General features: G+C 31.8%; 20 protein-coding genes and 1 tRNA gene. 11 read left to right on the top strand and 10 right to left on the bottom strand.

The genetic code is table 11. The annotated features are described in order from the left end of the window. Positions 1–3 precede the first annotated feature (3 nt). Positions 4–2,193 (bottom strand): magnesium chelatase ATPase subunit D, encoded by a 2,190-nt coding sequence (gene bchD / locus HA145_RS01550; RefSeq protein ID WP_209127553.1) that lies wholly within the window; start codon positions 2,191–2,193, stop codon positions 4–6. Positions 2,194–2,241: 48 nt separating this feature from the next. Between bchD and folK the strand changes: the two genes are divergently transcribed. From folK to HA145_RS01535, 3 genes are read left to right on the top strand one after another with little or no spacing between them, the layout of a single operon-like run. After that, positions 2,242–2,808 (top strand): 2-amino-4-hydroxy-6-hydroxymethyldihydropteridine diphosphokinase, encoded by a 567-nt coding sequence (gene folK / locus HA145_RS01545; RefSeq protein ID WP_209127552.1) that lies wholly within the window; start codon positions 2,242–2,244, stop codon positions 2,806–2,808. Between the two features lie 47 nt (positions 2,809–2,855). Continuing rightward, positions 2,856–3,419 carry an NUDIX hydrolase gene (locus HA145_RS01540; protein ID WP_209127551.1) on the top strand — a complete coding sequence of 188 codons (564 nt, stop codon included), beginning with the start codon at positions 2,856–2,858 and terminating at the stop codon, positions 3,417–3,419. Beyond that, a complete protein-coding gene (locus HA145_RS01535; RefSeq protein ID WP_209127550.1) occupies positions 3,416–4,852 on the top strand; it encodes a cryptochrome/photolyase family protein in 1,437 nt (478 codons plus the stop codon). Before HA145_RS01540 ends, HA145_RS01535 begins: the two co-directional genes overlap by 4 nt. On the opposite strand, the gene HA145_RS01530 is transcribed toward HA145_RS01535, so the two are convergent. Together HA145_RS01530 and HA145_RS01525 are read right to left on the bottom strand one after the other, a co-directional pair. Further along, positions 4,837–6,042: a DegT/DnrJ/EryC1/StrS family aminotransferase gene (locus tag HA145_RS01530; RefSeq protein WP_209127549.1), complete on the bottom strand. Its 1,206-nt coding sequence runs from the start codon at positions 6,040–6,042 to the stop codon at positions 4,837–4,839. The two genes, HA145_RS01535 and HA145_RS01530, sit on opposite strands and share 16 nt — an antisense overlap. Before the next feature lie 53 nt (positions 6,043–6,095). After that, entirely contained in the window at positions 6,096–6,689 is a 594-nt protein-coding gene (locus HA145_RS01525) for a thioredoxin family protein (protein WP_209127548.1), read from the bottom strand. Positions 6,690–6,794: 105 nt separating this feature from the next. On the opposite strand from HA145_RS01525, the gene fabI reads away from it, so the two are divergent. From fabI to HA145_RS01510, 3 genes are all read left to right on the top strand, one after another. Further along, the gene (gene fabI, locus HA145_RS01520) at positions 6,795–7,577 is read left to right on the top strand and encodes an enoyl-ACP reductase FabI (protein ID WP_209127547.1); all 783 of its coding nucleotides are present in this window, start codon (positions 6,795–6,797) and stop codon (positions 7,575–7,577) included. 20 nt (positions 7,578–7,597) lie between these two features. After that, a complete protein-coding gene (gene hisB / locus HA145_RS01515; RefSeq protein WP_025953397.1) occupies positions 7,598–8,203 on the top strand; it encodes an imidazoleglycerol-phosphate dehydratase HisB in 606 nt (201 codons plus the stop codon). 72 nt (positions 8,204–8,275) lie between these two features. Further along, positions 8,276–9,760, top strand: coding sequence for a carotenoid oxygenase family protein (locus HA145_RS01510; protein WP_209127546.1), 1,485 nt, complete (start codon positions 8,276–8,278; stop codon positions 9,758–9,760). Between the two features lie 2 nt (positions 9,761–9,762). On the opposite strand, the gene rdgB is transcribed toward HA145_RS01510, so the two are convergent. Next, the gene (gene rdgB, locus HA145_RS01505) at positions 9,763–10,338 is read right to left on the bottom strand and encodes an RdgB/HAM1 family non-canonical purine NTP pyrophosphatase (protein ID WP_209127545.1); all 576 of its coding nucleotides are present in this window, start codon (positions 10,336–10,338) and stop codon (positions 9,763–9,765) included. A gap of 2 nt (positions 10,339–10,340) precedes the next feature. Then, a complete protein-coding gene (locus HA145_RS01500) occupies positions 10,341–11,795 on the bottom strand; it encodes a phosphoglucomutase/phosphomannomutase family protein (RefSeq protein WP_209127544.1) in 1,455 nt (484 codons plus the stop codon). Positions 11,796–11,874: 79 nt separating this feature from the next. Here HA145_RS01500 and HA145_RS01495 point away from each other — a divergent pair, with 79 nt between their 5' ends. Further along, positions 11,875–13,293: a TM0106 family RecB-like putative nuclease gene (locus tag HA145_RS01495; RefSeq protein ID WP_209127543.1), complete on the top strand. Its 1,419-nt coding sequence runs from the start codon at positions 11,875–11,877 to the stop codon at positions 13,291–13,293. Here the strand turns inward: HA145_RS01495 and HA145_RS01490 are convergent. Both HA145_RS01490 and pyrE read right to left on the bottom strand, forming a co-directional pair. Beyond that, positions 13,279–14,115: a folate-binding protein YgfZ gene (locus HA145_RS01490; RefSeq protein WP_209127542.1), complete on the bottom strand. Its 837-nt coding sequence runs from the start codon at positions 14,113–14,115 to the stop codon at positions 13,279–13,281. The genes HA145_RS01495 and HA145_RS01490 overlap by 15 nt on opposite strands. Positions 14,116–14,125: 10 nt before the next feature. Next, on the bottom strand, positions 14,126–14,686 hold the full coding sequence (gene pyrE / locus HA145_RS01485) for an orotate phosphoribosyltransferase (RefSeq protein WP_209127541.1): 561 nt from the start codon (positions 14,684–14,686) through the stop codon (positions 14,126–14,128). Positions 14,687–14,827: 141 nt separating this feature from the next. Here pyrE and HA145_RS01480 point away from each other — a divergent pair. The 3 genes from HA145_RS01480 (at position 14,828) to HA145_RS01470 (ending at position 17,243) form a co-directional block, all read left to right on the top strand. Further along, positions 14,828–14,900: transfer RNA gene (locus HA145_RS01480), tRNA-Ile, on the top strand. An 18-nt stretch (positions 14,901–14,918) separates the two neighbouring features. Continuing rightward, on the top strand, positions 14,919–16,187 hold the full coding sequence (locus HA145_RS01475; RefSeq protein ID WP_209127540.1) for a hemolysin family protein: 1,269 nt from the start codon (positions 14,919–14,921) through the stop codon (positions 16,185–16,187). Positions 16,188–16,238: 51 nt separating this feature from the next. Beyond that, positions 16,239–17,243: a Gfo/Idh/MocA family protein gene (locus tag HA145_RS01470; RefSeq protein ID WP_209127568.1), complete on the top strand. Its 1,005-nt coding sequence runs from the start codon at positions 16,239–16,241 to the stop codon at positions 17,241–17,243. 26 nt (positions 17,244–17,269) lie between these two features. Here the strand turns inward: HA145_RS01470 and HA145_RS01465 are convergent, their stop codons facing one another. After that, positions 17,270–17,410, bottom strand: coding sequence for a photosystem II reaction center protein K (locus HA145_RS01465; protein WP_075488293.1), 141 nt, complete (start codon positions 17,408–17,410; stop codon positions 17,270–17,272). 34 nt (positions 17,411–17,444) lie between these two features. Further along, the gene (tgt, locus tag HA145_RS01460) at positions 17,445–18,563 is read right to left on the bottom strand and encodes a tRNA guanosine(34) transglycosylase Tgt (RefSeq protein ID WP_209127539.1); all 1,119 of its coding nucleotides are present in this window, start codon (positions 18,561–18,563) and stop codon (positions 17,445–17,447) included. A 98-nt stretch (positions 18,564–18,661) separates the two neighbouring features. Between tgt and HA145_RS01455 the strand changes: the two genes are divergently transcribed. Continuing rightward, positions 18,662–19,402: an adenosylcobinamide-GDP ribazoletransferase gene (locus HA145_RS01455; RefSeq protein WP_209127538.1), complete on the top strand. Its 741-nt coding sequence runs from the start codon at positions 18,662–18,664 to the stop codon at positions 19,400–19,402. Here HA145_RS01455 and HA145_RS01450 read toward each other — a convergent pair. Continuing rightward, complete coding sequence (locus HA145_RS01450; RefSeq protein ID WP_209127537.1) at positions 19,380–20,516, bottom strand: sensor histidine kinase; 1,137 nt, start codon at positions 20,514–20,516, stop codon at positions 19,380–19,382. The two genes, HA145_RS01455 and HA145_RS01450, sit on opposite strands and share 23 nt — an antisense overlap. Between the last annotated feature and the right edge of the window lie 202 nt (positions 20,517–20,718).

The following is a 20,718-nucleotide window of genomic DNA, read 5'->3' as shown; positions in this document are numbered from 1 at the left end:
TATCTAGAGTTCATTGATAGCATTTAAAGCCACGGCTGCTATCGCTTTATCTGTAGCCTTTGGCAGTTGAACATATTTCCCTTTAGCTGCCTCTGCTAATTCCTTACCAAAGCCGCTTGCAATAAATTTCCTCTCTGTATCAATTACTAAGAGTTTTATCCCAAGCATGGGATATTTTGCAGCGATATCAAGAACCTCTTGCTTTAAATTGACATTTTCATTAACTTTATCTTTATCTTTATCTTCAACCTCATTTTGTCCAAGAGATAATCCTAATGGTACATTCCCTCTCCCATCAGTAATCCCAACAACAATGACTTGACCTATGTCTCCTGTAGAGAGAGCATTTTTTGCTACTTTCGCTGATTGTGTTAATCCATGAGCCAAAGGGGATCCACCTCCACAAGGCATTGTTTCTAGCCTTCTTTTAGCAGCAGTTATAGATCTTGTTGGAGGTAAAAGAACTTCAGCCTGATTACCTCTAAAAGGAATAAGAGCCACTTCATCTCTATTCTCATATGCCTCAGTTAAAAGCCTTATTACTGCACCTTTAGCACTTTGCATTCTATTGAGAGCCATAGAGCCACTAGCATCAACCAGAAAAATAACTAAAGCTCCAGCCTTTTTTTGAAGAAGCTTTGCCCTAAAATCATTTTCTTCAATAACTATTGATTTATTAGGGTTCCTCAATCTTCTTGATTTTTGATAAGGGGCTGCAGCACGGAGAGTTGCATCTACCGCAATTCTTTTTACTTTACCTCTTGGAATAATAGGTTTTACATATCTGCCTCTACTATCACTAAATATCACTGATCTACTGCCGCTATTTCCAGCTTTCGCTTTAGCTGATGAAAAAAGCAACAAATCAGGATCTACCATACATGCCTCAGGATCCAATATGAATTCTTCAGGTATTTCAGGAGTTGATTCTTCCTCTCCGTCAGAATTATCTTCTTCTTGCTCTTGTTCTTGATTATCATCGTTTTCATTAGACTCAGGTTCAGAGTCATCATTATTTGATTGAGGTGGGGGAGGCGGACTCTGCTCTTCAGGAGGTGGCGGCTGGATATCATCGTCTTCAGGAGGTATTTGCATTGCTCGTGGAAGGATAACTAATCTTACTGCGACTTTAAGGTCCTCAGAATTTACATTCTCATCACCTCGAAGAGCTGCATTAGCTTTAGCTACTTTCACAGCAAATAATTCTGATCTATGCCCCTCTACACCTCCTCGAAGAGCCTCATTTACTAAATAGGTTATTTGCTCTTTTGTTATCTTGACGTCTTTTAGCCATTGCCTTGCCAAAATTAATTGAGTAGATAAATTATCAGATTCTTCAGACCATTTTTCTGAAAATTTAATATTATTTTCTGCGTGCGATAAAACAGATTTTGTAATCTCAACTCTTTGAGCATTATCAATAGATTGATCTGCGGAAAGCACGATGGCAAAACGATCTAAAACATGATCTCTTAAAGCACCTTCTTCAGGATTATAAGTTGCTATTAAAAGTGACTTACAAGGATGAGAAAGGCTTAAACCATCTCTTTCAATATTATTTTTCTCTCTTCCTGTGGCTTCAAGAATTAAATTTACAATACCATCATCTAATAAATTTATATCATCTACATAAAGAACACCTCTATGAGCCTCTGCTAAAATTCCAGGTTGAAAAACTTGTTCCCCCGTACTTAACGATGCAGCGACGTCAATTGATCCAACAAGCCTGTCTTCAGTTATGCCAATGGGAACCTGAATAAATGGAGCCTCTCTTACTTTTTTAGGAATTTCTTCAATTTGCTTCAAATAATCACTTCCAATTATCTCCTCCAATAATTTATCAGTACTAATATCCCATTCCTCTGGTTTATCTGGATCTAGGTTCCTACCAATAGGTCTTAATGTAGTTCCATTATTTTTCTCAGTTATCTTTTCCAGTATTAATTCATTATCTAATACCTCTATAGGAGGAAGTAAAGTATGTAAACCCCTAGCCAAAACTGACTTACCAGTACCTCTTCCGCCAGCAATAATTACTCCTCCTAAACTAGGATCAACTGCTGCCAAAAGTAAAGATAATTTCAACAAGCTATGACCTGTAATTGCGGCCAAAGGGAAAGCTCTAAAAGAATCCTTTGACTTCATTAAATCTTTTATTTCTCCTTTTTCTTTTAATTCGGGGTTCAAAATCACTTTAAAAATGCCTGATATAGAATTTATCCAATAACTTTGTTTTTTGTAGTGGAATTATCAAATCTTAATATCAAAAATGGACTATGTATATCCCTCGGAGCAAATATTGATAGTAAATTCGGAAGCCCTATTGAGTCACTATTAATTTGCAAACCAAAAATAGAGGAATTAATAAATGAGTGGGGGGATAGTTCCAACGAAAAAAAAGAAGAGAAAAGCAAATTTCATGCAAACTTTTTTTGGTCTTCAATTTATGAGACATTACCTCACGGTGTTGATAATGAGCAGCCAAATTATTTAAATACTCTATTACTTATAAAAAGTAATTCTTTCCCTAAACCATCAAATAAAAACGCGAAATTACTTTTAAAAGAGCTAAAAAAGTTAGAGAGATTTTTCGGACGAGAAGAGACGCCAAAAGGTAAGAAATGGCTATCAAGATGTCTCGATTTAGATATTCTTTGGTGGGAAGATTTTCATACGGTTGACGAGGAATTAACATTACCTCACCCCAGATTCACGAATCGGAATTTCGTTATTACACCACTTTCTGAAATCTTAAGTAGAAGCCAAAAAATCACAAAGTTTGATAACCCAAAATGGTCTATTAATTGATTTACAAAACCAAAAAATAACTGCTAGGCTATTTTTATTTAAAATTCATGGGCAACATAAACTTTTTAAAAAGATCCATTTTTAAAGAAAAAATATCTGAGTTAAAGTCAAAAAAATTTAGTTTCGAAATAAATAGAATTGAGCTTCCAAATGGACACGAAGGTGAATATGGATACATTAAGCATCCTGGGGCAGCATTAGCAGTACCTATTACAAAAGACAATAAAGTTATCATTCTTCGGCAATATAGATTTGCTGTTTCAAGGTATTTATTAGAATTTCCAGCAGGCACATTAGAAATAGGTGAAACACCTATTAATTCAATTCAAAGAGAAATACAAGAAGAAACTGGATTTAGTGCAAACAAATGGAATGAACTAGGAACTCTTGTTCCTGCTCCTGGTTATGCAGATGAAGAAATTTATTTATTTTTAGCGCGTGATTTGAGCAAACTAAATTCTGAGGTTAAAGGAGATTTAGATGAAGATATAGAAGTATTAATTTTAGATCCGAACGAACTAGATAATCTTATTTCTAGTGGCGATGAGATTCTTGACGCAAAAACTGTGACAGCTTGGTTTAGAGCTAAACAATTTTTAGATAAATCATGAATAAACCTAGAATACTTTTTTGGCATAGAAAGGATTTAAGAATATTTGACAATCAAGGTTTAATCAAAGCATTTTCATTATCAAATGCTATTACTTCAACTTACATATTTGATAAAAATTACCCACACGATTTCAATGCCAGTTCAAGAGCTTGGTTTCTAGGAAATTCGCTTCAAGAATTAGGAAATAATTGGGAAAAAATGGGTAGTAGATTAATCATGGAAGAAGGAGATCCAGTATTAATAATTCCTCAATTAGCAAAGAAAATAGATGCGAAATTTGTTTTTTGGAATAGATCAATTGAACCTTATGAGATTAATCGTGATTTAAAAATAAAAAAAAATTTAGAAGAACAAAATATTCAAGTTATTGAGACTTGGGATCACTTATTAGTAGAACCTTTAAAAATATTTTCCGGAAACAATAAACCTTATTCAGTTTATGGGCCTTTTTATAAAAACCTTAAATCAAACATGAATTTATTAGGTCCATATTACCAAGATAAAGTTGTTTTCCAGTTTAAAGATATAGATAATAAACTCAAACAAAATAAGACAATAAATTCATCTGATTCGGTTCTAGAGAAATTTATCAAAAATATCAAATTCCCTGGTTCGAATATTTGTCCATGTAAACCTGGAGAGAATGCTGCAGAAACATTATTAGAAAACTTCATTAACGAAAAAAAAATATATTCTTATAATTCTGCACGAGATTTTCCTTCCCATAATGGGACATCTTTTCTAAGTGCATCTCTCAGATTCGGCACCATTAGCATTAGAAAAATTTGGAACGCCACATTAAATTTAAATTCAGATTTTGCAAATCAAGGAAATTATCTATCAATTGAAACTTGGCAAAAAGAACTTGTTTGGCGTGAATTTTATCAACATTGCTTATTCCATTTCCCAGAGCTAGAGAAAGGTCCATATAGAAAAAAATGGGATGACTTTCCATGGCAAAACAATAATGAATGGTTTCAGCATTGGAGCAACGGAGAGACTGGAGTACCTATAATTGATGCTGCAATGCGTCAACTAAATAGTACTGGCTGGATGCATAACAGATGTAGGATGATAGTGGCTTCATTTCTGGTAAAAGATCTTATATGCAATTGGCAAATGGGCGAGAAAAAATTTATGGAGACTTTGGTTGATGGAGACTTAGCTGCAAATAATGGGGGATGGCAGTGGAGCGCCAGTAGCGGTATGGATCCAAAACCACTTAGAATATTTAATCCATATACTCAAGCAAAAAAATTTGATCCTATTTGCGAATATATAAAATATTGGATTCCTGAATTATCTAAAGTATCAAATTCAGAATTATTAAATGGGGAGATATCTAATTTAGAAAAAAATAATTATTCAAGCCCAATTGTCAATCACAACATACAACAAAGATTATTTAAATCACTTTATGCTGAAATTTGAATTTCCTCTATACAATTCTTTAAAACTTTATTTAAATTTTCTGCTACATAAACTTGCTCTTCATAAGAAATTTCAGGAAACATTGGAAGACTAAGAACTTCTGTACAAATTCTCTCTGTATTAATAAGTTTTGTTCTAGAAAAATTTTTATTTTTGTAAGCTATTTGTGCGTGTATTGGAATTGGATAATAAATAATTGAATTAATGCCTTTTTCAAAAAGTTGTTGTTTTACCAAATTCCTTAAGGAATAGTATTTTTTGCAATCAGTATCAAATAAATTTGAAAAATCTTCATTTAAAAAATATTTATCGTTTCTTAATTTGATTACAAATTGATTCCAAGAATGGGAAATTGAATCAGAGCTAATTTTTGGAAAACTAATAAATGGATTTTTTTCTAATAAATCAAGGTAATTATTAGCAATTTTTTGGCGATTATTAATCCACTTAGAAATATATTTAATTTTAATGTTTAATATGGCAGCTTGAATGGTATCAAGTCTGCTGTTATATCCAATTTGGGTATGATGATATCTTATTGGGCTGCCATGAACAGCCAGTTCTCTAATTTTTTTTGCAATCTTCTGATCTGAAGTTGTTACTGCTCCACCATCTCCAGCAGCCCCTAAATTTTTAGTAGGGAAAAAGCTAAAACAGCCTATATCGCCGATACTACCAACTTTAGAAGTTTCCCACATTGTGCATGTTGCCTGAGCACAATCTTCGATTACTTTTAAGTCATATTTCTTGGCCAAAGATTTTATTAAGGTCATATTCACTGCATTACCAAATAGATGAACTGGCATAATTGCCTTGGTATTAGAATTTATTTCTTGTTCTATTAGTTCAGTATTAATGAGATAAGTTTCTGGATCTATATCTACCAAAACAGGATTAGCACCAACTGCACTAATAGCCTCTGCAGTTGCAAAAAAGCTAAAAGATGAAGTAATAACTTCATCACCTACACCAATATCTAATGCGCGCAAAGCTAATACTAAAGCATCAGTTCCACTATTACATCCAATAGTATTTGCAACACCAATCAGACTTGAAAAACTCTCCTCAAATTTGGCAATTTCTTGTCCTCCAATATACTGGCCCCCTTTTAAAACTTTAGAAACCTCACTCTCAATTTCAGAGCCAATTTCTTGGAACTGCCTATTTAAAGTAAATGGAGGTATCTGCATAGTAAATATATTAACCCTAAACCATATTTCTATGGGTAAAAAAAATTTTTAATTCATTTAAACCAACTTGGTTCTTTACCAGGAGTCCATTTTATATTGCAACCTAAAGAAGGCATCTGATTTGAAGGATAAGAATTATCTTGATTCAAATCTTTTACAGCAGAGCGCAAATCTTTTCCAGATAGAGGGATATTATTACCTGGTCTACTATCGTCTAATTGGCCATGATAATACAATAAAAAATCACCATCTCCTTCATTTGAAAAAAGATAAAAATCTGGGGTGCAAGCCGCTTTTAATTTCTTAGCAAAATTTTGATTTTCATCATATAGATAAGGAAAACTCCATCCCTGCGTTTGTGCTTGTAATCTCAAATTTTTAGGAGAATCTGAAGGATGAGTAACAATATCATTACTAGAAATTGCAACTGTTTGAACTGTATTTTCAATTTCTTTACTTAAGGTGCAAATTTGATTCTCAATATATTTAACAAATGGGCAATGGGCACAAATAAACATTAAAAGTAAATGCCGATTATCTAGATTATGAGAATTAAAATATTCATTTTCTGAAGAATTAGCATTTAACATTTCGAAATTCGGTAATTGAAAACCCAACTCCAAAACCATAGAATTTGTTTTTACCATGTTCAAGTTGAAAATTCTTTGATATTTGAAAATTATTGTATATTTTGCAGTAATCCGTAAAGATAGGTACTTTTATATAGGAGAATAATAGAAATTATAAACAAAATGCTTCTAAATCTAACTGGCAAAAAAATTCTTGTTACGGGAATTGCCAACAATCGTTCAATAGCATGGGGTATCGCTCAACAACTTTCAAAAGCTGGCGCAGAACTTGGGATCACATATTTGCCTGATGATAAGGGAAGATTCGAGTCTAAAGTTAGAGAACTAACTGAACCTTTAAACCCATCGTTATTTTTGCCTCTTGATGTTCAAAATCCAGCTCAAATTGAAGAAATCTTTAAAAATATAAAAGACAATTGGGGGCAAATTGACGGATTAGTTCACTGCCTAGCATTTGCAGGACGCGATGAATTGATTGGAGATTATAGTGCTACCACTTCAGAGGGTTTTGATAGGGCTCTTAATATAAGTGCGTATTCGTTAGCACCTTTATGTAAAGCAGCAAAACCACTTTTTAGTGATGGTGCTGGAGTTGTCTCATTAACTTATTTAGGTTCAGAAAGGGCGATTCCTAACTATAACGTGATGGGAGTTGCTAAAGCAGCTTTAGAAGCTTCAGTAAGATATCTTTCTGCAGAACTTGGTCCCGAAAACCAAGTCAGAGTTAACGCAATAAGTGCTGGGCCTATAAGAACACTTGCGAGTTCTGCTATAGGTGGCATTTTAGATATGATTCACAATGTTGAAGAAAAGGCTCCTTTACGCAGAACAGTCACGCAAACAGAAGTAGGTAATACAGCTGCTTTTTTATTAAGTGATCTCTCTAGCGGCATTTCAGGCCAAACAATTTATGTTGATGCGGGTTACTGCATTAATGGAATGTAAACTAAGTTTTTTGCATAAAAATGTCATCTCTAAGGCAATCTGAAATAAAAAGAAAAACGAATGAAACAGATATTTCTGTATTTATAAACTTAGATGGAAATGGAATTTCTGAGATTGATACTGGGATACCATTCTTAGATCATATGCTTCATCAAATATCCAGTCATGGTTTGTTCGATTTAAAAATAAAAGCAATTGGAGATACCCATATTGATGATCATCATACAAATGAAGATGTAGGAATCGCATTAGGCAAAGCATTTTCGAAAGCCTTGGGAGAAAGAAAAGGAATAAGCAGATTTGGACATTTCTTTGCCCCATTAGATGAAGCATTAGTTCAAGTCACTTTAGACTGCTCTGGTAGACCGCATCTATCTTATGATCTTCAATTAAAAGCCCCTAGAATAGGAAATTATGATACTGAACTAGTAAGAGAGTTTTTTATTGCCTTTGTAAATAACAGCGGTATTACTCTGCATATTAATCAAATACGAGGAAGTAATTCACATCACATAGTTGAAGCGTGCTTTAAAGCTTTTTCAAGAGCAATGAGAATGGCTACCGAGATAGATCCAAGAAGATCTGATTCAATTCCAAGCAGTAAAGGAATGTTAGAAAAACAATAAAATAGGAATTTTTTCGAATCAGCCACAATTCAGTTGATTTTTGGCGAAGATAGATAAAGCGATTATTTTGTTGTGACTAATTTACAAGATAAAAAAATTAATAAATTTAATATTTTTAAAAAAGAAGATTGGTCAAGTGCTTATCAAAATGTAGAAAAGGAGCTAACTAAAGAGCCTTTAAAAATTAGCAAAGGTAATAATATTAAAAATTTAAATGGAACATTATTAAGAAATGGACCAGGAATATTAGAGAGAGGTGGACAATGGGTTCATCATCCATTTGATGGTGATGGGATGATAACATCCATAAAATTCGAAAATGGCCAGCCATTCTTAACAAATAGATTTGTTAAAACTAAAGGCTATTTGGAAGAAGAAAAAATTGATAAATTTATTTATAGAGGTGTTTTTGGAACACAAAAAAATGGAGGAATTTTAAATAATGCATTAGATCTAAAATTCAAGAATATCGCTAATACACATGTCATTAAATTAGGAGATAAAATTCTGGCATTATGGGAAGCAGCAGGTCCACATGCAATGGATCCTGACAGTCTTGAAACTATTGGTTTAACAACATTAAAAGGAGTACTCAAGCCTAACGAAGCATTCAGTGCTCATCCCAAAACAGACCTAAACTCAAATGCATCTTCAGAACTTTTAGTCACTTTTGGAGTACAAACCGGGCCAAAAAGTACTATTAGATTAATGGAATTTGATAATGCTGGTAAAAATTCTGGAGAGCTCATTTTTGACAGAAAAGATACCTTTAACGGCTTTGCATTCCTTCATGATTTCGCAATTACAACAAATTGGGCAATATTTTTACAGAATGCTATTGATTTCAATCCTCTTCCATTTGTAATGGGTCAAAGAGGAGCCGCACAATGTCTAAAGTCAAACCCAAATAAAAAGGCAAAGTTTTTTATCATCCCCAGAGAAAGTGGATTATTTAGAGGACAGCCTCCTTTAACAATAGATGCTCCAGAAGGATTCGTTTTTCATCATGTAAACGCATTTGAAAAAGATTCCAAAATCGTATTAGATAGTATTTTTTATGATGATTTCCCATCAGTTGGTCCAGACGAGAATTTTAGGGATATTGACTTTGATAAATATCCAGAAGGAAAACTGAAAAGATCAATTATCGATCTAAAGACAAAAACTTGTGAACTTGAAACTTTCAGTGAACAATGCTGTGAATTTGCTGTAGTTAATCCTAAAAACTTAGGATTAAAAGCAACTTTTAGTTGGATGGCAAGCACTTCTAAAAAGCTGGGGAACGCTCCACTTCAAGCAATAAAAAAAATAAATTTAACTTCTAAGGAAGAGATTTTTTGGTCAGCAGGTCCAAGTGGATTTGTTAGTGAACCAATTATGGTGCCATTAGAAAACTCTTCAAAAGAAGATGAGGGATTTTTATTTATACTTCTATGGAACGGAGAAAGAAGAGGAAGCGATTTAGTGATACTAGACGCAAAAGACTTAAAAGAATTAGCTGTTTATGAATTACCCATTTCAATTCCTCATGGCCTTCATGGATCTTGGGTTAATTGAATTTAGGAAAAAATTTCAATTAAATCTGGAATAATTTTTTTTAATGCTTTACCTCTATGACTACAAGAGTCTTTAATATCATTATTCATTTCTGCGAAAGTTAATCTCGTAGAAATCTCCTCAAAAATTGGGTCATACCCAAAACCACTTTTTCCTCTGGGGTTTAAAATAATATTGCCATGACATTTGGCCTCAGATTCAATAATCACTTCACCATTTGGGGAACAAACACAAATATTAGCAATAAAGAAGGCACTTCTATTTTGAACTCCATCAAGTTCTCTCAAAACTCTTTCAATTCTCTTCTGATCATTTTCTGCATATCTAGATGAGTAAATGCCAGGCTTACCACCTAATGCTTCAATACAAATTCCTGAATCATCTGCTATTGAAAAATTATTCGTTTTTCTCGAAACTTCACTTGCTTTTTTAATTGCATTATCTCTAAATGTCAGTCCATCCTCTTCAACTTCTAATGATTCTTGCTGGAGTAACAATTTACAATTAACTCCAGCAAGCAATTTTTTATATTCTTCAATTTTACCTTTATTCTTACTCGCTAAAAATAAATTTTTCATCCTTATTTTCCTGCCAAATTTATAAATTCTTCACCCCACTCTAATACCTCAATTAGATAAGATTCTTTTGGTGCTTCACAATATAACCTTAAAAGAGGTTCCGTTCCTGAAAACCTAAAAAGAAGCCAAAAATTTTTATCAATTCTCAACTTTATTCCATCAATCTTTGAGATACTTTTTAACTTGTGATTATTAATATTCTCAGGAATATTATCTATGATAAATTCTTTTACGTTATTTTTTTCTGACTGATTTGGAAATTTAATATCAATTCTTTTATAAAAACTTGGCCCAAAATCTTCTTGAATTTCATCTAAGGTTTCATATAAATATTGAGATTTTTCAGCAATTCCATTTAATAAAACCATCGCTGCATATAGAGCATCTCTTTCAGGCATAAAGTCACCAAAACCAACTCCACCAGATTCCTCTCCTCCAATAAATATTTTTTCTTTAATCATTTTTTCAGCAATATATTTAAAGCCAACTGGAAGTTCAAAAACATCTCTATTTTGACTCTCTGATATATTTTTTATAATATCTGAACCACTAACAGTCTTTAAAACTGGATAAGAATTATTTTTAATTTCGCCCAAATAGCTAATAAAGTATGGGAGTAAATCTTGAGTACTACAGTATCTTCCTTTTTCATCAATTGCCGCAATTCTATCACCATCACCATCAAATATAATTCCTAAAGTTTTCACTTCATTTGTTGAATTTTTCATTAGTGTTTGTTTTAAATCATCTGCATAATTCAAAAGAGGTTCAGGAGGTTTTCCTCCAAAAAAAGGATCGGCATCTTTCCTAATTTCTGAAATAACTTCTAAATCATTAGAAGCAAAAATCTCATCCATACAATTTGCAGCAGAACCATGCATAGAATCTACAAAAATTCTCAATTTCATTTTTTTCAATCTATTGGAAATAAAGTCAATATCAAAAAGGGATTTAATTCTATCTAAATGAAATTTCTTAATATCTACCAATTGATTAACACCATCTATTTTTTCAATTAAATTTCCAAGCATTAATCTTTTTTCAACTTCACTTGTAAAATATTCGTCAACAGAACATCCATTAAAGCTCTTTATTTTGAGACCTAGCCAATTATATGGATTATGACTTGCTGTAATTACTAAAGCTCCAAGACAACCCACTTCTTTGGCATAGAAACTACATGAGGGTGTTGTAACAAAGCTATCAGATAAGATTGGTTCTAAACCACATCCTCTTACAAAAGGCACTATTTGCTTAGCAAATTCACAAGCCATAAATCTACGATCATATCCAATAATAATTTTCTTTGAATTAACTTCTTTATAGTATTGATAATGCAACTCCTGGGATGCAGCAACTACAACTCTTGAAAGATTGGATAAATTAAAATCAAATCCAATAATTCCTCTCCACCCATCAGTTCCAAATTTTACCTTATCTAATTTATCAGCTGTCAAATTTAAAATTTCCTTGATTTCTTCTAATTACCTATACTAATTTATATGAGTAAATTTTAAAACCGCCCTTAAAAATAATTTGAATTCTCTTCATTTAAAAAGTTTTACAAGATGCAAAAGAAAAGCATGGCTAGATTTTAAGGGTAAAAAATCTTCTGAAGTTTGGTCTCCCCATAAAGCTATAGATAAAATTAATCAGTTTAAAATTTTCTCTGAATTTTGTAATAGTGAAATATATACAGGATTAAAAGCCTGTGAAAATGGTTATCAAGGAGTAATTGGATTAAAAATAAAAGGAAATCTTTTCCAAAATATTAACGCAGAGATACGTCCACAATTACTTGTAAAGACTAAAGGTAAAAGTAAATGGGGGCAATATAAATATTTACCTGCTGTTTATAAATTAGGCCGCAAAACCACAAAAGAACATTTATTCGACTTAGCTTTTAGTTCTATGCTGTTGGAATCTTTTCAAGAATCTAAAATTGAGAAAGGATTAGTAATTTCAAGTTTTAATAAAAAAGTTAATGTTGAAGAAATTTATTTAAATAAAAAATTAAGAAAAAAAGTTTTGAATGTTTTATTAACTTTGAATGAATGCTTGGAAGGGTTTATGCCAGAAATAACTCAAGATAGAAAAAAATGTACTATTTGTTCATGGCAAAAATTTTGTGACAAAGAAGCTAAAGAAAATGGATATCTAACAGATATAGATGGAATAGGATCCAAAACGGCATCATTACTCATAACAAATGGAATATCTGATACAAAAACATTAGCTTCGTATAGCGAAAAACAACTTGGAGAAAAATTATCTAAATTCAACGATCAAAAGTATGAAAAAGCGTCCTTATTTGTAAAGCAAGCACAAGCTTATATTTCTGGGGAACCATATCGCATTTCCAATAAAAATGATAATAAAGATCTACTAGAAAAAACATATTCAGGATTTTATATATTTGATATTGAGTCAAATCCAGATGATAAGCATGACTTTTTATATGGTTTTTTAAAAATAAATAATTTGTTTACAAAAAAAGAAGATCTTCTTTATGAACCAATTTTGGATCTCAAAAACAATAAAGGAGAATCTTACAGGAAAATTATTGAAATACTTTGTTCACAGAAGGAATGGCCAATTTTACATTACGGAGAAACTGAAAAGATAGCAATAATTAATATTACTAAAAACCTAAATTTTAGTTTTGAAGAAATTGATTCACTTTCCTCAAGATTTATTGACTTACATACATTAATAAGAAAGTCTTGGATATTACCACTAAAAAACTATGGCTTAAAAACTGTTTCTAGTTGGCTTGGATTTGAATGGATGCAGAAAAATGTAAGTGGATCGAAAGCCCTTTATTGGTGGATTCAATATCAAATTACAGAAAACGAAATATTTTTAAAAAAAATTATCCAATATAACAAAGATGATTGTTTGGCTACTCTACAAATTGCAAAATATTTAATCAAAAATCAATTAAAGAAAAATTGATCCTACAGATTTATTAATAATAATTTTTCCAAAAATTTCTGAAAAAAAATAACTTCCTTCCTCTAAATATTTTCTTTTTATCATTGCTAAACCTTTTATTTGAGAATCTGATTTAAAAAAACTAGTTATTTTGCCTACAGAAATATCCTTGGCAGAATTTATATATAAATTTTTATCTTCAACGTCTAAATTCAAATTAGATTCAAATGATTTCCAAATTCTTATTTCTTGTTTTAAAGAAGAAACATTTTTTATTTTTGACATTGTTTCTTGTCCTAAATAACAACCTTTATTAAAATCTATAAGATCTTGCAATCCAAGCTCAAGAGGATTATTTTTTCCGTTTATTTCCATTTCTAATGAGGGTATTGCCTGATTAATCTTCCAAAGTTTTAAATCATTGGGATTTAGTAAATTTAGTTTATTTTTATATATTTCAAATTCTTTATCTTCTATTTTGAAGAAAATAGGCTTGTGAGTTCTCCATGAACTAGATTCATCAATTTCCTGAATTCTATTTATCAAGAAAGGTTCACTTAGAAGTACATCGTCCGCTGGAAAAATTATTTGATTAAAGTAATCAATTATTTCATTAGTGTTACCCACCAAGATAATTACTTCTAAGTTTCTTTCAAAAAAAATAATTTCAATTAATGACCTTAGAACTCCATTTGGAGTTAACCAACAAGTTTTGATAACTTTATTTTCTGAATCAAGAATATTACCAGTTGTTATTCCATTCAAAAATTTTCTGGCATCTTTTCCAGTAATAGAAATGCAATCAAATTTTTCAAGCCAAAACTTTTTTTTAATATCTTGCATTTTGAAATAATTATAAAAAGTCTTTTATTGTAAAAAGACTCTTTAATTTAACATTTTCATCTTCAAGAGCTTCTAATCCCCCTTCTTGCCTATCAACTATAGACAAAACTTCCTCAACAACATAATTATTTTCGCGTAACTTTTTTATAGCTTTTATAACTGAACCAGCAGTTGTAACCACATCCTCTAAAACAGTTACCAAAGTTCCTTCTTCTAATGTAGGGCCCTCTATTCCAGCTTTAGTACCGTATTGTTTTATTTCTTTCCGAATTATTAAACCATCAAGGTATAGGCCATGCAAAGCTGCTTTGACAATTAATCCACTTACTATAGGGTCTGCACCTAATGTCAGTCCTGCTACAGCTTTTGACCTTGAGTCCTTTAACTCTAAAAATAAATCACTTATTAAGTTTAAGCCTTCGCCATTTAATGAAACTGGTTTACAGTTCAAGTAATGACTGCTTTTTTTTCCTGAAGATAAAGTGAAGTTTCCTTTCTTGTAAGATTTATCAATTAACTGTTTTAATAATTTTGCTTTATTTAAATCATACTTATCCGAGAATTTGGCCATTAGTAAAAGTTAAATTTATATTTAAAGATTAGAAGAAAAAAAAGAAATCTCACAAAAACTTCCTAATGAGGTGTTTTTTGAAATATTATTTTTATATTGTATATTGAAATTCAATGTAATTAAAATTACATAAATTCCCTTGGGGGTGTAGCAATCTGGTGAATGCACCAAACTCATAATTTGGCTAAGGCGAGTTCGATCCTCGCCACCCCCATTATTCATTTGTCATTGAATGAAAATAACTCTACTTTTATTTCTTTTATTTTTACCAGCTTTTTTCGCAGCGAGTGAACTCTCTTTTTTATTAATTAGGCCCAGTAAAGTTTTAAGACTAATAGAAGAAAAAAAGAAAGGAGCATTTTCAATTTTAAAAATTCAAAAACGCTTTAGATCGTCATTAATTGCTTCTCAATTTGGAGTAACAATTTCATTAATTGCAATTGGATGGCTCAGCAATAACCTGGCTAATGATTTTTGGAAAAGCAATATTTTGTCAAATAGATTTTATGATCTTCTATTATTTTTATTTATTGTTTTAGTTGTTACTCTTGTTTCTGGACTAATTCCAAAAGCTTTAGTAATTAACAATCCAGAATCTGCCGCATTAAAGTTAACCACAATATTCGATGCCGTAAGAAAAGGTATGAATCCTATAGTTAAGACAATAGAATTCTTTGCTAGCGCGTGTTTAGGCTTGTTCAATTTAAACAACAAATGGGATTCTTTAAACTCGGGTTTATCCGCAGGAGAATTAGAAACTCTTATAGAAACAGATAATGTAACAGGTTTAAAACCAGATGAGAAAAATATTCTTGAAGGAGTTTTTGCTTTAAAAGATACACAAGTTAAAGAAGTAATGATTCCAAGATCTGAAATGGTAACTTTGCCAAAAAATATAACCTTTTCAGAACTTATGAAACAAGTTGATAAAACTCGCCATGCTCGCTTCTTTGTGATTGGTGAGTCTTTAGATGATGTATTAGGTGTATTAGATTTACGTTATCTAGCTAAGCCAATTTCAAAAGGTGAAATGGAAGCCAATACATTGTTAGAGCCTTTCATTTTACCAGTGACAAAAATTATAGAAACATGTTCTTTAGCAGAAATATTTCCAATAGTAAGAGACTATAATCCTTTCTTGCTAGTAGTTGATGAACACGGTGGAACAGAGGGGCTCATAACTGCAGCTGATCTAAATGGCGAAATAGTTGGAGAAGAAATGCTCAATAATAGAATTTATTCAGACATGAGAATGTTAGATAATTTGTCTAAAACTTGGTCAATAGCTGGAAAATCAGAAATAATTGATATAAATAAGAAGTTAGGATGTTTCATTCCAGAAGGAGCAGATTATCATACTCTTGCTGGATTTCTGCTAGAAAAATTTCAAATGGTTCCAAAAATTGGGGACGTTTTAGATTTTAACAACATTAAATTTGAAGTTATTTCTATGTCAGGTCCAAAAATTGATCGTGTTAAAATAATCCTTCCCAAAAGCTAAATTTGGCTCTCCATGGAGGATAATGATAATAAATACATGGATTTAAAAATTATGAAACCAACCTCATCACCCGTAAAGGTTGGAGTCATAGGTATAGGTAACATGGGCTGGCATCATGCTCGAGTACTAAGTTTACTCAAAGATGCAAATCTCATTGGAGTAGCAGATCCAAATGAAGAGAGAGGTGAATTAGCTATTGAACAATTTCAATGTGAATGGTTCAAAGACTATAAGGACTTAATTCCAAAAGTTGATGCCATTTGTATCGCTGTTCCGACACTACTTCATCATAAGGTAGGACTAGATTGTCTAAATGGAGGTACTAACGTTCTCATTGAAAAACCAATTGCAGCTAATGAGTTGGAGGCAAAATCTTTAATAGAGGCCGCTAATGCAAGTAAATGTCTATTACAAGTTGGGCATATTGAAAGATTTAATCCTGCTTTTAGAGAATTAAATAAAATAGTAAATAATGAAGAAATTGTCGTTTTAGAAGCAAGAAGGCATAGTCCTCATGCAGATAGAGCAAATGATGTATCTGTAGTAATGGATTTAATGATTCATGACATTGATCTTATTTTAGAGCTTGTAAACTCAAAAATACAAAAATTAGCAGCTGTTGGAGGAAGGAATAGCGAAGGATTAATAGATTATGTTAATGCTACTTTGGTTTTTAAAAATAATGTTATTGCAAGCTTAACTGCTAGCAAAATGAGTCATAAAAAAATTAGAAATTTAAGTGCTCACTGCCAAAATGGACTAGTAGAAACTGATTTCTTAAATCACTCTTTACAAATCCATAGAAAATCTCATGAATCATACACGGCAGAGCATGGAGAATTAGTTTATAGAAATGATGGATATGTCGAAGAAGTTAGCACAACCTCCATTGAACCTCTCTATGCAGAACTGGAGCATTTTCTTAAATGCGTTCAGGGTAAAGAAATGCCCGAGGTAGATGGTGAGCAAGCCTCAAGAGCATTAAAAATTGCTGATTTTATAGAAAGTGCTGTAGATAATTCTGGAGATGCGATTTTACTCGAAAATCCTTTCTAATACTAACAATCTAAACTAAAAGAATTTTATTTAAATCCAACTGCAGCTTGCCAAACAAATACCAATAAAAAGAAAAATAAAGGAATAAGTGGAAGAACATCAACAGTTGGAGCAAAAGCCTTGTAAGCCTCTGGCAATTCAGCGAATGTATTAAATAGAGTGAGCACCTTTTTTAATAATTTAATTAATTATGATAAGACGTTACCACGTATGGTGAGCAATAGAGGATGTTTTCCAAGGAGCGAAATCATTTGTAAAACAATTATCTCTAATTGCAGTAGAAATTGCATTGGTAAATCTTATTAAGTGAGCAATATTATGCAAACTTATGAGGGTTAGGCCTAAAATTTCGTCATTTCTAATTAGATGATGCAAATATGCTCGAGAATAGGATTTACAGGTCTCACATTTACAAGTTTTGTCAATAGGAGAAAAGTCATTTTTAAATCGAGCATTTCGCAAATTCAATCTTTCATCATTAAAAAATGCAGTCCCATGTCTTCCTAGTCTTGTAGGCAAAACACAGTCAAATATATCGAACCCATTAGCCACAGCTAAAGAAATTTCTCTTAAAGAGCCAATTCCCATTAAATATCTTGGTTTATTTATTGGTAAGAATTTCGGGACGTAATTAATTACACTGTGTATTTCTTCGACTGCCTCACCAACACTTACACCTCCCACTGCTATGCCAGGCAGATCAAAAGAACTTGTATATTTTGCGCTATATTCTCTCAATCTCGGATACTTACCACCTTGAACTATGCCGAATAATGCTTGATTGGATTTCTGATGAGTCTCAACACATTTTTGCAACCATGAATGAGTTCTTTGTAAAGAGTCCTCAATATCATTTTCGTTAGCTGTATGCGGAGGACAATGATCAAAAGCCATCGCAACATCCGATCCAAGATCCATTTGAATCTGTATTACTTTTTCAGGTGATAAAAATACATGACTTCCATCTCTTGGATTTTTAAATTCCACACCTTTATCAGAAATATTATTTAATTTGGCCAAACTGAAAACTTGATATCCTCCTGAATCAGTAAGAATAGGCTTAGGCCAATTCATGAACTTATGTATTCCGCCAGATTCTTTAACTAGTTTTTCTCCCGGTTGTAAATGAAGATGAAAGGTATTGGAGAGAATCATTTCTGACCCTGTAGAGGTTAATTGCTTAGAAGAAATCCCTTTTACCGTTGCCAAAGTACCTACAGGCATAAATTTTGGTGTATTTACCTGACCATTTGGTGTATGAAAAATACCAGTTCTTGCCCCTGTGTTAATGCAATTCGATGTAATTTCAAATTCAAACACGATAATTTATAAAATTTTTTGATCCTTTTTAATTAATCTACCCTATTATTTAATACTGAATCTATTTTTATCTCATCAAAAAATATTTAATAAAAAATTTGGCAGGATCTTGGATTTTCTATACGACATTTCCAAAGATACCTTTAATTAATCCCGAATTTAAAAATATTGCACAATTTGCGCCGCCTTTGGGATTTTTTATTGGAACAATACAGAGTTATATTTTTCTTTTTTTAAAAACAAACTCTTGGTCAATTTATGCATCTACATTAATTTGCTTGGCTTCAGGATATTTGATTACTGGTGGTCTACACATTGATGGTTTAATGGATACTTTCGATGGTATTTTTGCGGGTAAAAAGAAGCGTTTAAAAGCCATGAAAGACAGTAAAGTTGGCTCCTTTGGGGTTCAAGCTTTAGTTTTTATAACTTTAATTCAAATTGCTTGCATACTAAAAATTCAAAACCTAATAATTTTTGTTTTACCTATATGCTTATTTTGGGGAAGATTTTCAAATTTATTTTTTATAGAAAAGTTTGAATATATGAGTTATAAGAAAAAGTCTATAAGTCACAAAAAGTTTTGGAATGGATTTAAAAAAGAATCTTTGATCTCTATAATTTTTCTTTTAATTTTCACTGCATACCAATTAGTTTCAATTACATCCCAAGCAATATTAATTAAATTTTTAATTCTTATTTTTGTTGGTATTTTTCTAAGCTATTCTATCCCATACATACTGGGTAAAAAAATTGGAGGCTTCAATGGAGATGCCTGCGGTGCAAGTGTTGTACTAGTTGAAACTGCAATGTTGTTTACGCATGCAATTCTTTTATAGGTAGTTCTAAATAGAAAATATTTTTCTTCTTGAGATTTTTTAATTTCTCAATATTATCAATTGAGTTATTTTCCAGCAATCTTAATTCTCCTCCAATTTGTTTTGCTAATTTCCTCGCTAAAAAAAGGCCCACACCAGTGCCGTCTTTCTTCTTAGCGGCAGATCCTCTAAAACCTTTTTCAAAAATTTGCTCTTTTTCATTTTTGGTTATTTTTTTTCCATCATCAAATATACAAAGTCCTTTATTCGTAATTGTAATTCCAATCTCAGCATCTTTTTGGGCATATTTAAAAGCATTTTCTAATAAATTGGCCACAATTTCAGCAATTACAGCATATTTTGCCTTTAATGGCGATAATGTCCAATCTGGCCAAAGAGAAGGTTCAGTCCAATCTCTATTCTCTAAGTTCGCATTAGCCTTGCCCCTCTCTAAAATTGGCCTCAATAAGCTCTGAACGGTCATTACCTTTTTATTATCTAGATTTGGTGGCAATAATAATCTTTCTTCTCCAATTTCCAATGGTAGTTGAATAGGTGAATTTAATTGAGTAAAAGAGTCCATATATTGATTAATTTGCTTTTGCTCAATTATCATGCGTTCTACTATCTCAATAGAGTCATCATCTGAACCAAGTCTTTTTATTAGTAATTTTGCATATGTCCTAAGAGCAGCCAATGGATTCCTTAATTGATGGATTATGACATTGACCTGATTCTTCAAATAATTGATTTCTTCATTTTTATTTTGACGTTCTAATTCGATAGATACGCATTTAGCTAAAGATATTGAAAGCGCTTTTAATCTGGAATCAAGTGATACTGGCCAATTCGCCTCTTTTAAATCAGTTTCTACCCTTAGGACACCCAGTAGAATATCGTTTTCTTGAAGCGGGTACCATCTTCTATTAGGAGATGAAACTTTTAGTGAAGGATCATCTTCTATTGATAATAGAAGCCTATCAATTTGTGGCCATTGACCAATTATTTCAAAAGATGCTTTAGCTCCTTGCTTAGCTGAAGCAAGATACATAACTAAATTAGTCACTCCCATTGAGCAGCCAAAACTCTCTAGCTGTTTTATGATTAATTCTTCAAATTTTTTTGAAATATTCATAATTAATAAATTTTTGAGAATTTTTTTAAAAAAAAACTTGAAAAAGGGCTTGTAAAATATGAAAAAAGTATTAAGATATATAAAGAGGTCTGACTTTAGCCAGCCTTAAATATGAATATTTAATCATATTTTAAGCTACATCAGGGGTTGATGGGTCCTCTATGTAATTTGAAGTGAATTTAAAATCACATATATAAGATTA

The organism is Prochlorococcus marinus XMU1411, from assembly GCF_017696075.1.
Lineage (GTDB): Bacteria > Cyanobacteriota > Cyanobacteriia > PCC-6307 > Cyanobiaceae > Prochlorococcus_A > Prochlorococcus_A marinus_V.
Note: the sequence above shows the minus strand (reverse complement) of the source record. Positions and strands in the feature narration are given on the sequence as shown.

What these genes read in the sequence shown, in the direction of transcription:
- HA145_RS01540 (WP_209127551.1), top strand. Translation starts at nt 2,856, where the DNA reads ATGGGCAACATAAACTTTTTAAAAAGATCCATTTTTAAAGAAAAAATA.
- HA145_RS01535 (WP_209127550.1), top strand. Translation starts at nt 3,416, where the DNA reads ATGAATAAACCTAGAATACTTTTTTGGCATAGAAAGGATTTAAGAATA.
- HA145_RS01530 (WP_209127549.1), bottom strand. Translation starts at nt 6,042, where the DNA reads ATGCAGATACCTCCATTTACTTTAAATAGGCAGTTCCAAGAAATTGGC.
- HA145_RS01525 (WP_209127548.1), bottom strand. Translation starts at nt 6,689, where the DNA reads ATGGTAAAAACAAATTCTATGGTTTTGGAGTTGGGTTTTCAATTACCG.
- fabI (WP_209127547.1), top strand. Translation starts at nt 6,795, where the DNA reads ATGCTTCTAAATCTAACTGGCAAAAAAATTCTTGTTACGGGAATTGCC.
- hisB (WP_025953397.1), top strand. Translation starts at nt 7,598, where the DNA reads ATGTCATCTCTAAGGCAATCTGAAATAAAAAGAAAAACGAATGAAACA.
- rdgB (WP_209127545.1), bottom strand. Translation starts at nt 10,338, where the DNA reads ATGAAAAATTTATTTTTAGCGAGTAAGAATAAAGGTAAAATTGAAGAA.
- HA145_RS01490 (WP_209127542.1), bottom strand. Translation starts at nt 14,115, where the DNA reads ATGCAAGATATTAAAAAAAAGTTTTGGCTTGAAAAATTTGATTGCATT.
- pyrE (WP_209127541.1), bottom strand. Translation starts at nt 14,686, where the DNA reads ATGGCCAAATTCTCGGATAAGTATGATTTAAATAAAGCAAAATTATTA.
- HA145_RS01475 (WP_209127540.1), top strand. Translation starts at nt 14,919, where the DNA reads ATGAAAATAACTCTACTTTTATTTCTTTTATTTTTACCAGCTTTTTTC.
- HA145_RS01470 (WP_209127568.1), top strand. Translation starts at nt 16,239, where the DNA reads ATGAAACCAACCTCATCACCCGTAAAGGTTGGAGTCATAGGTATAGGT.
- HA145_RS01450 (WP_209127537.1), bottom strand. Translation starts at nt 20,516, where the DNA reads ATGAATATTTCAAAAAAATTTGAAGAATTAATCATAAAACAGCTAGAG.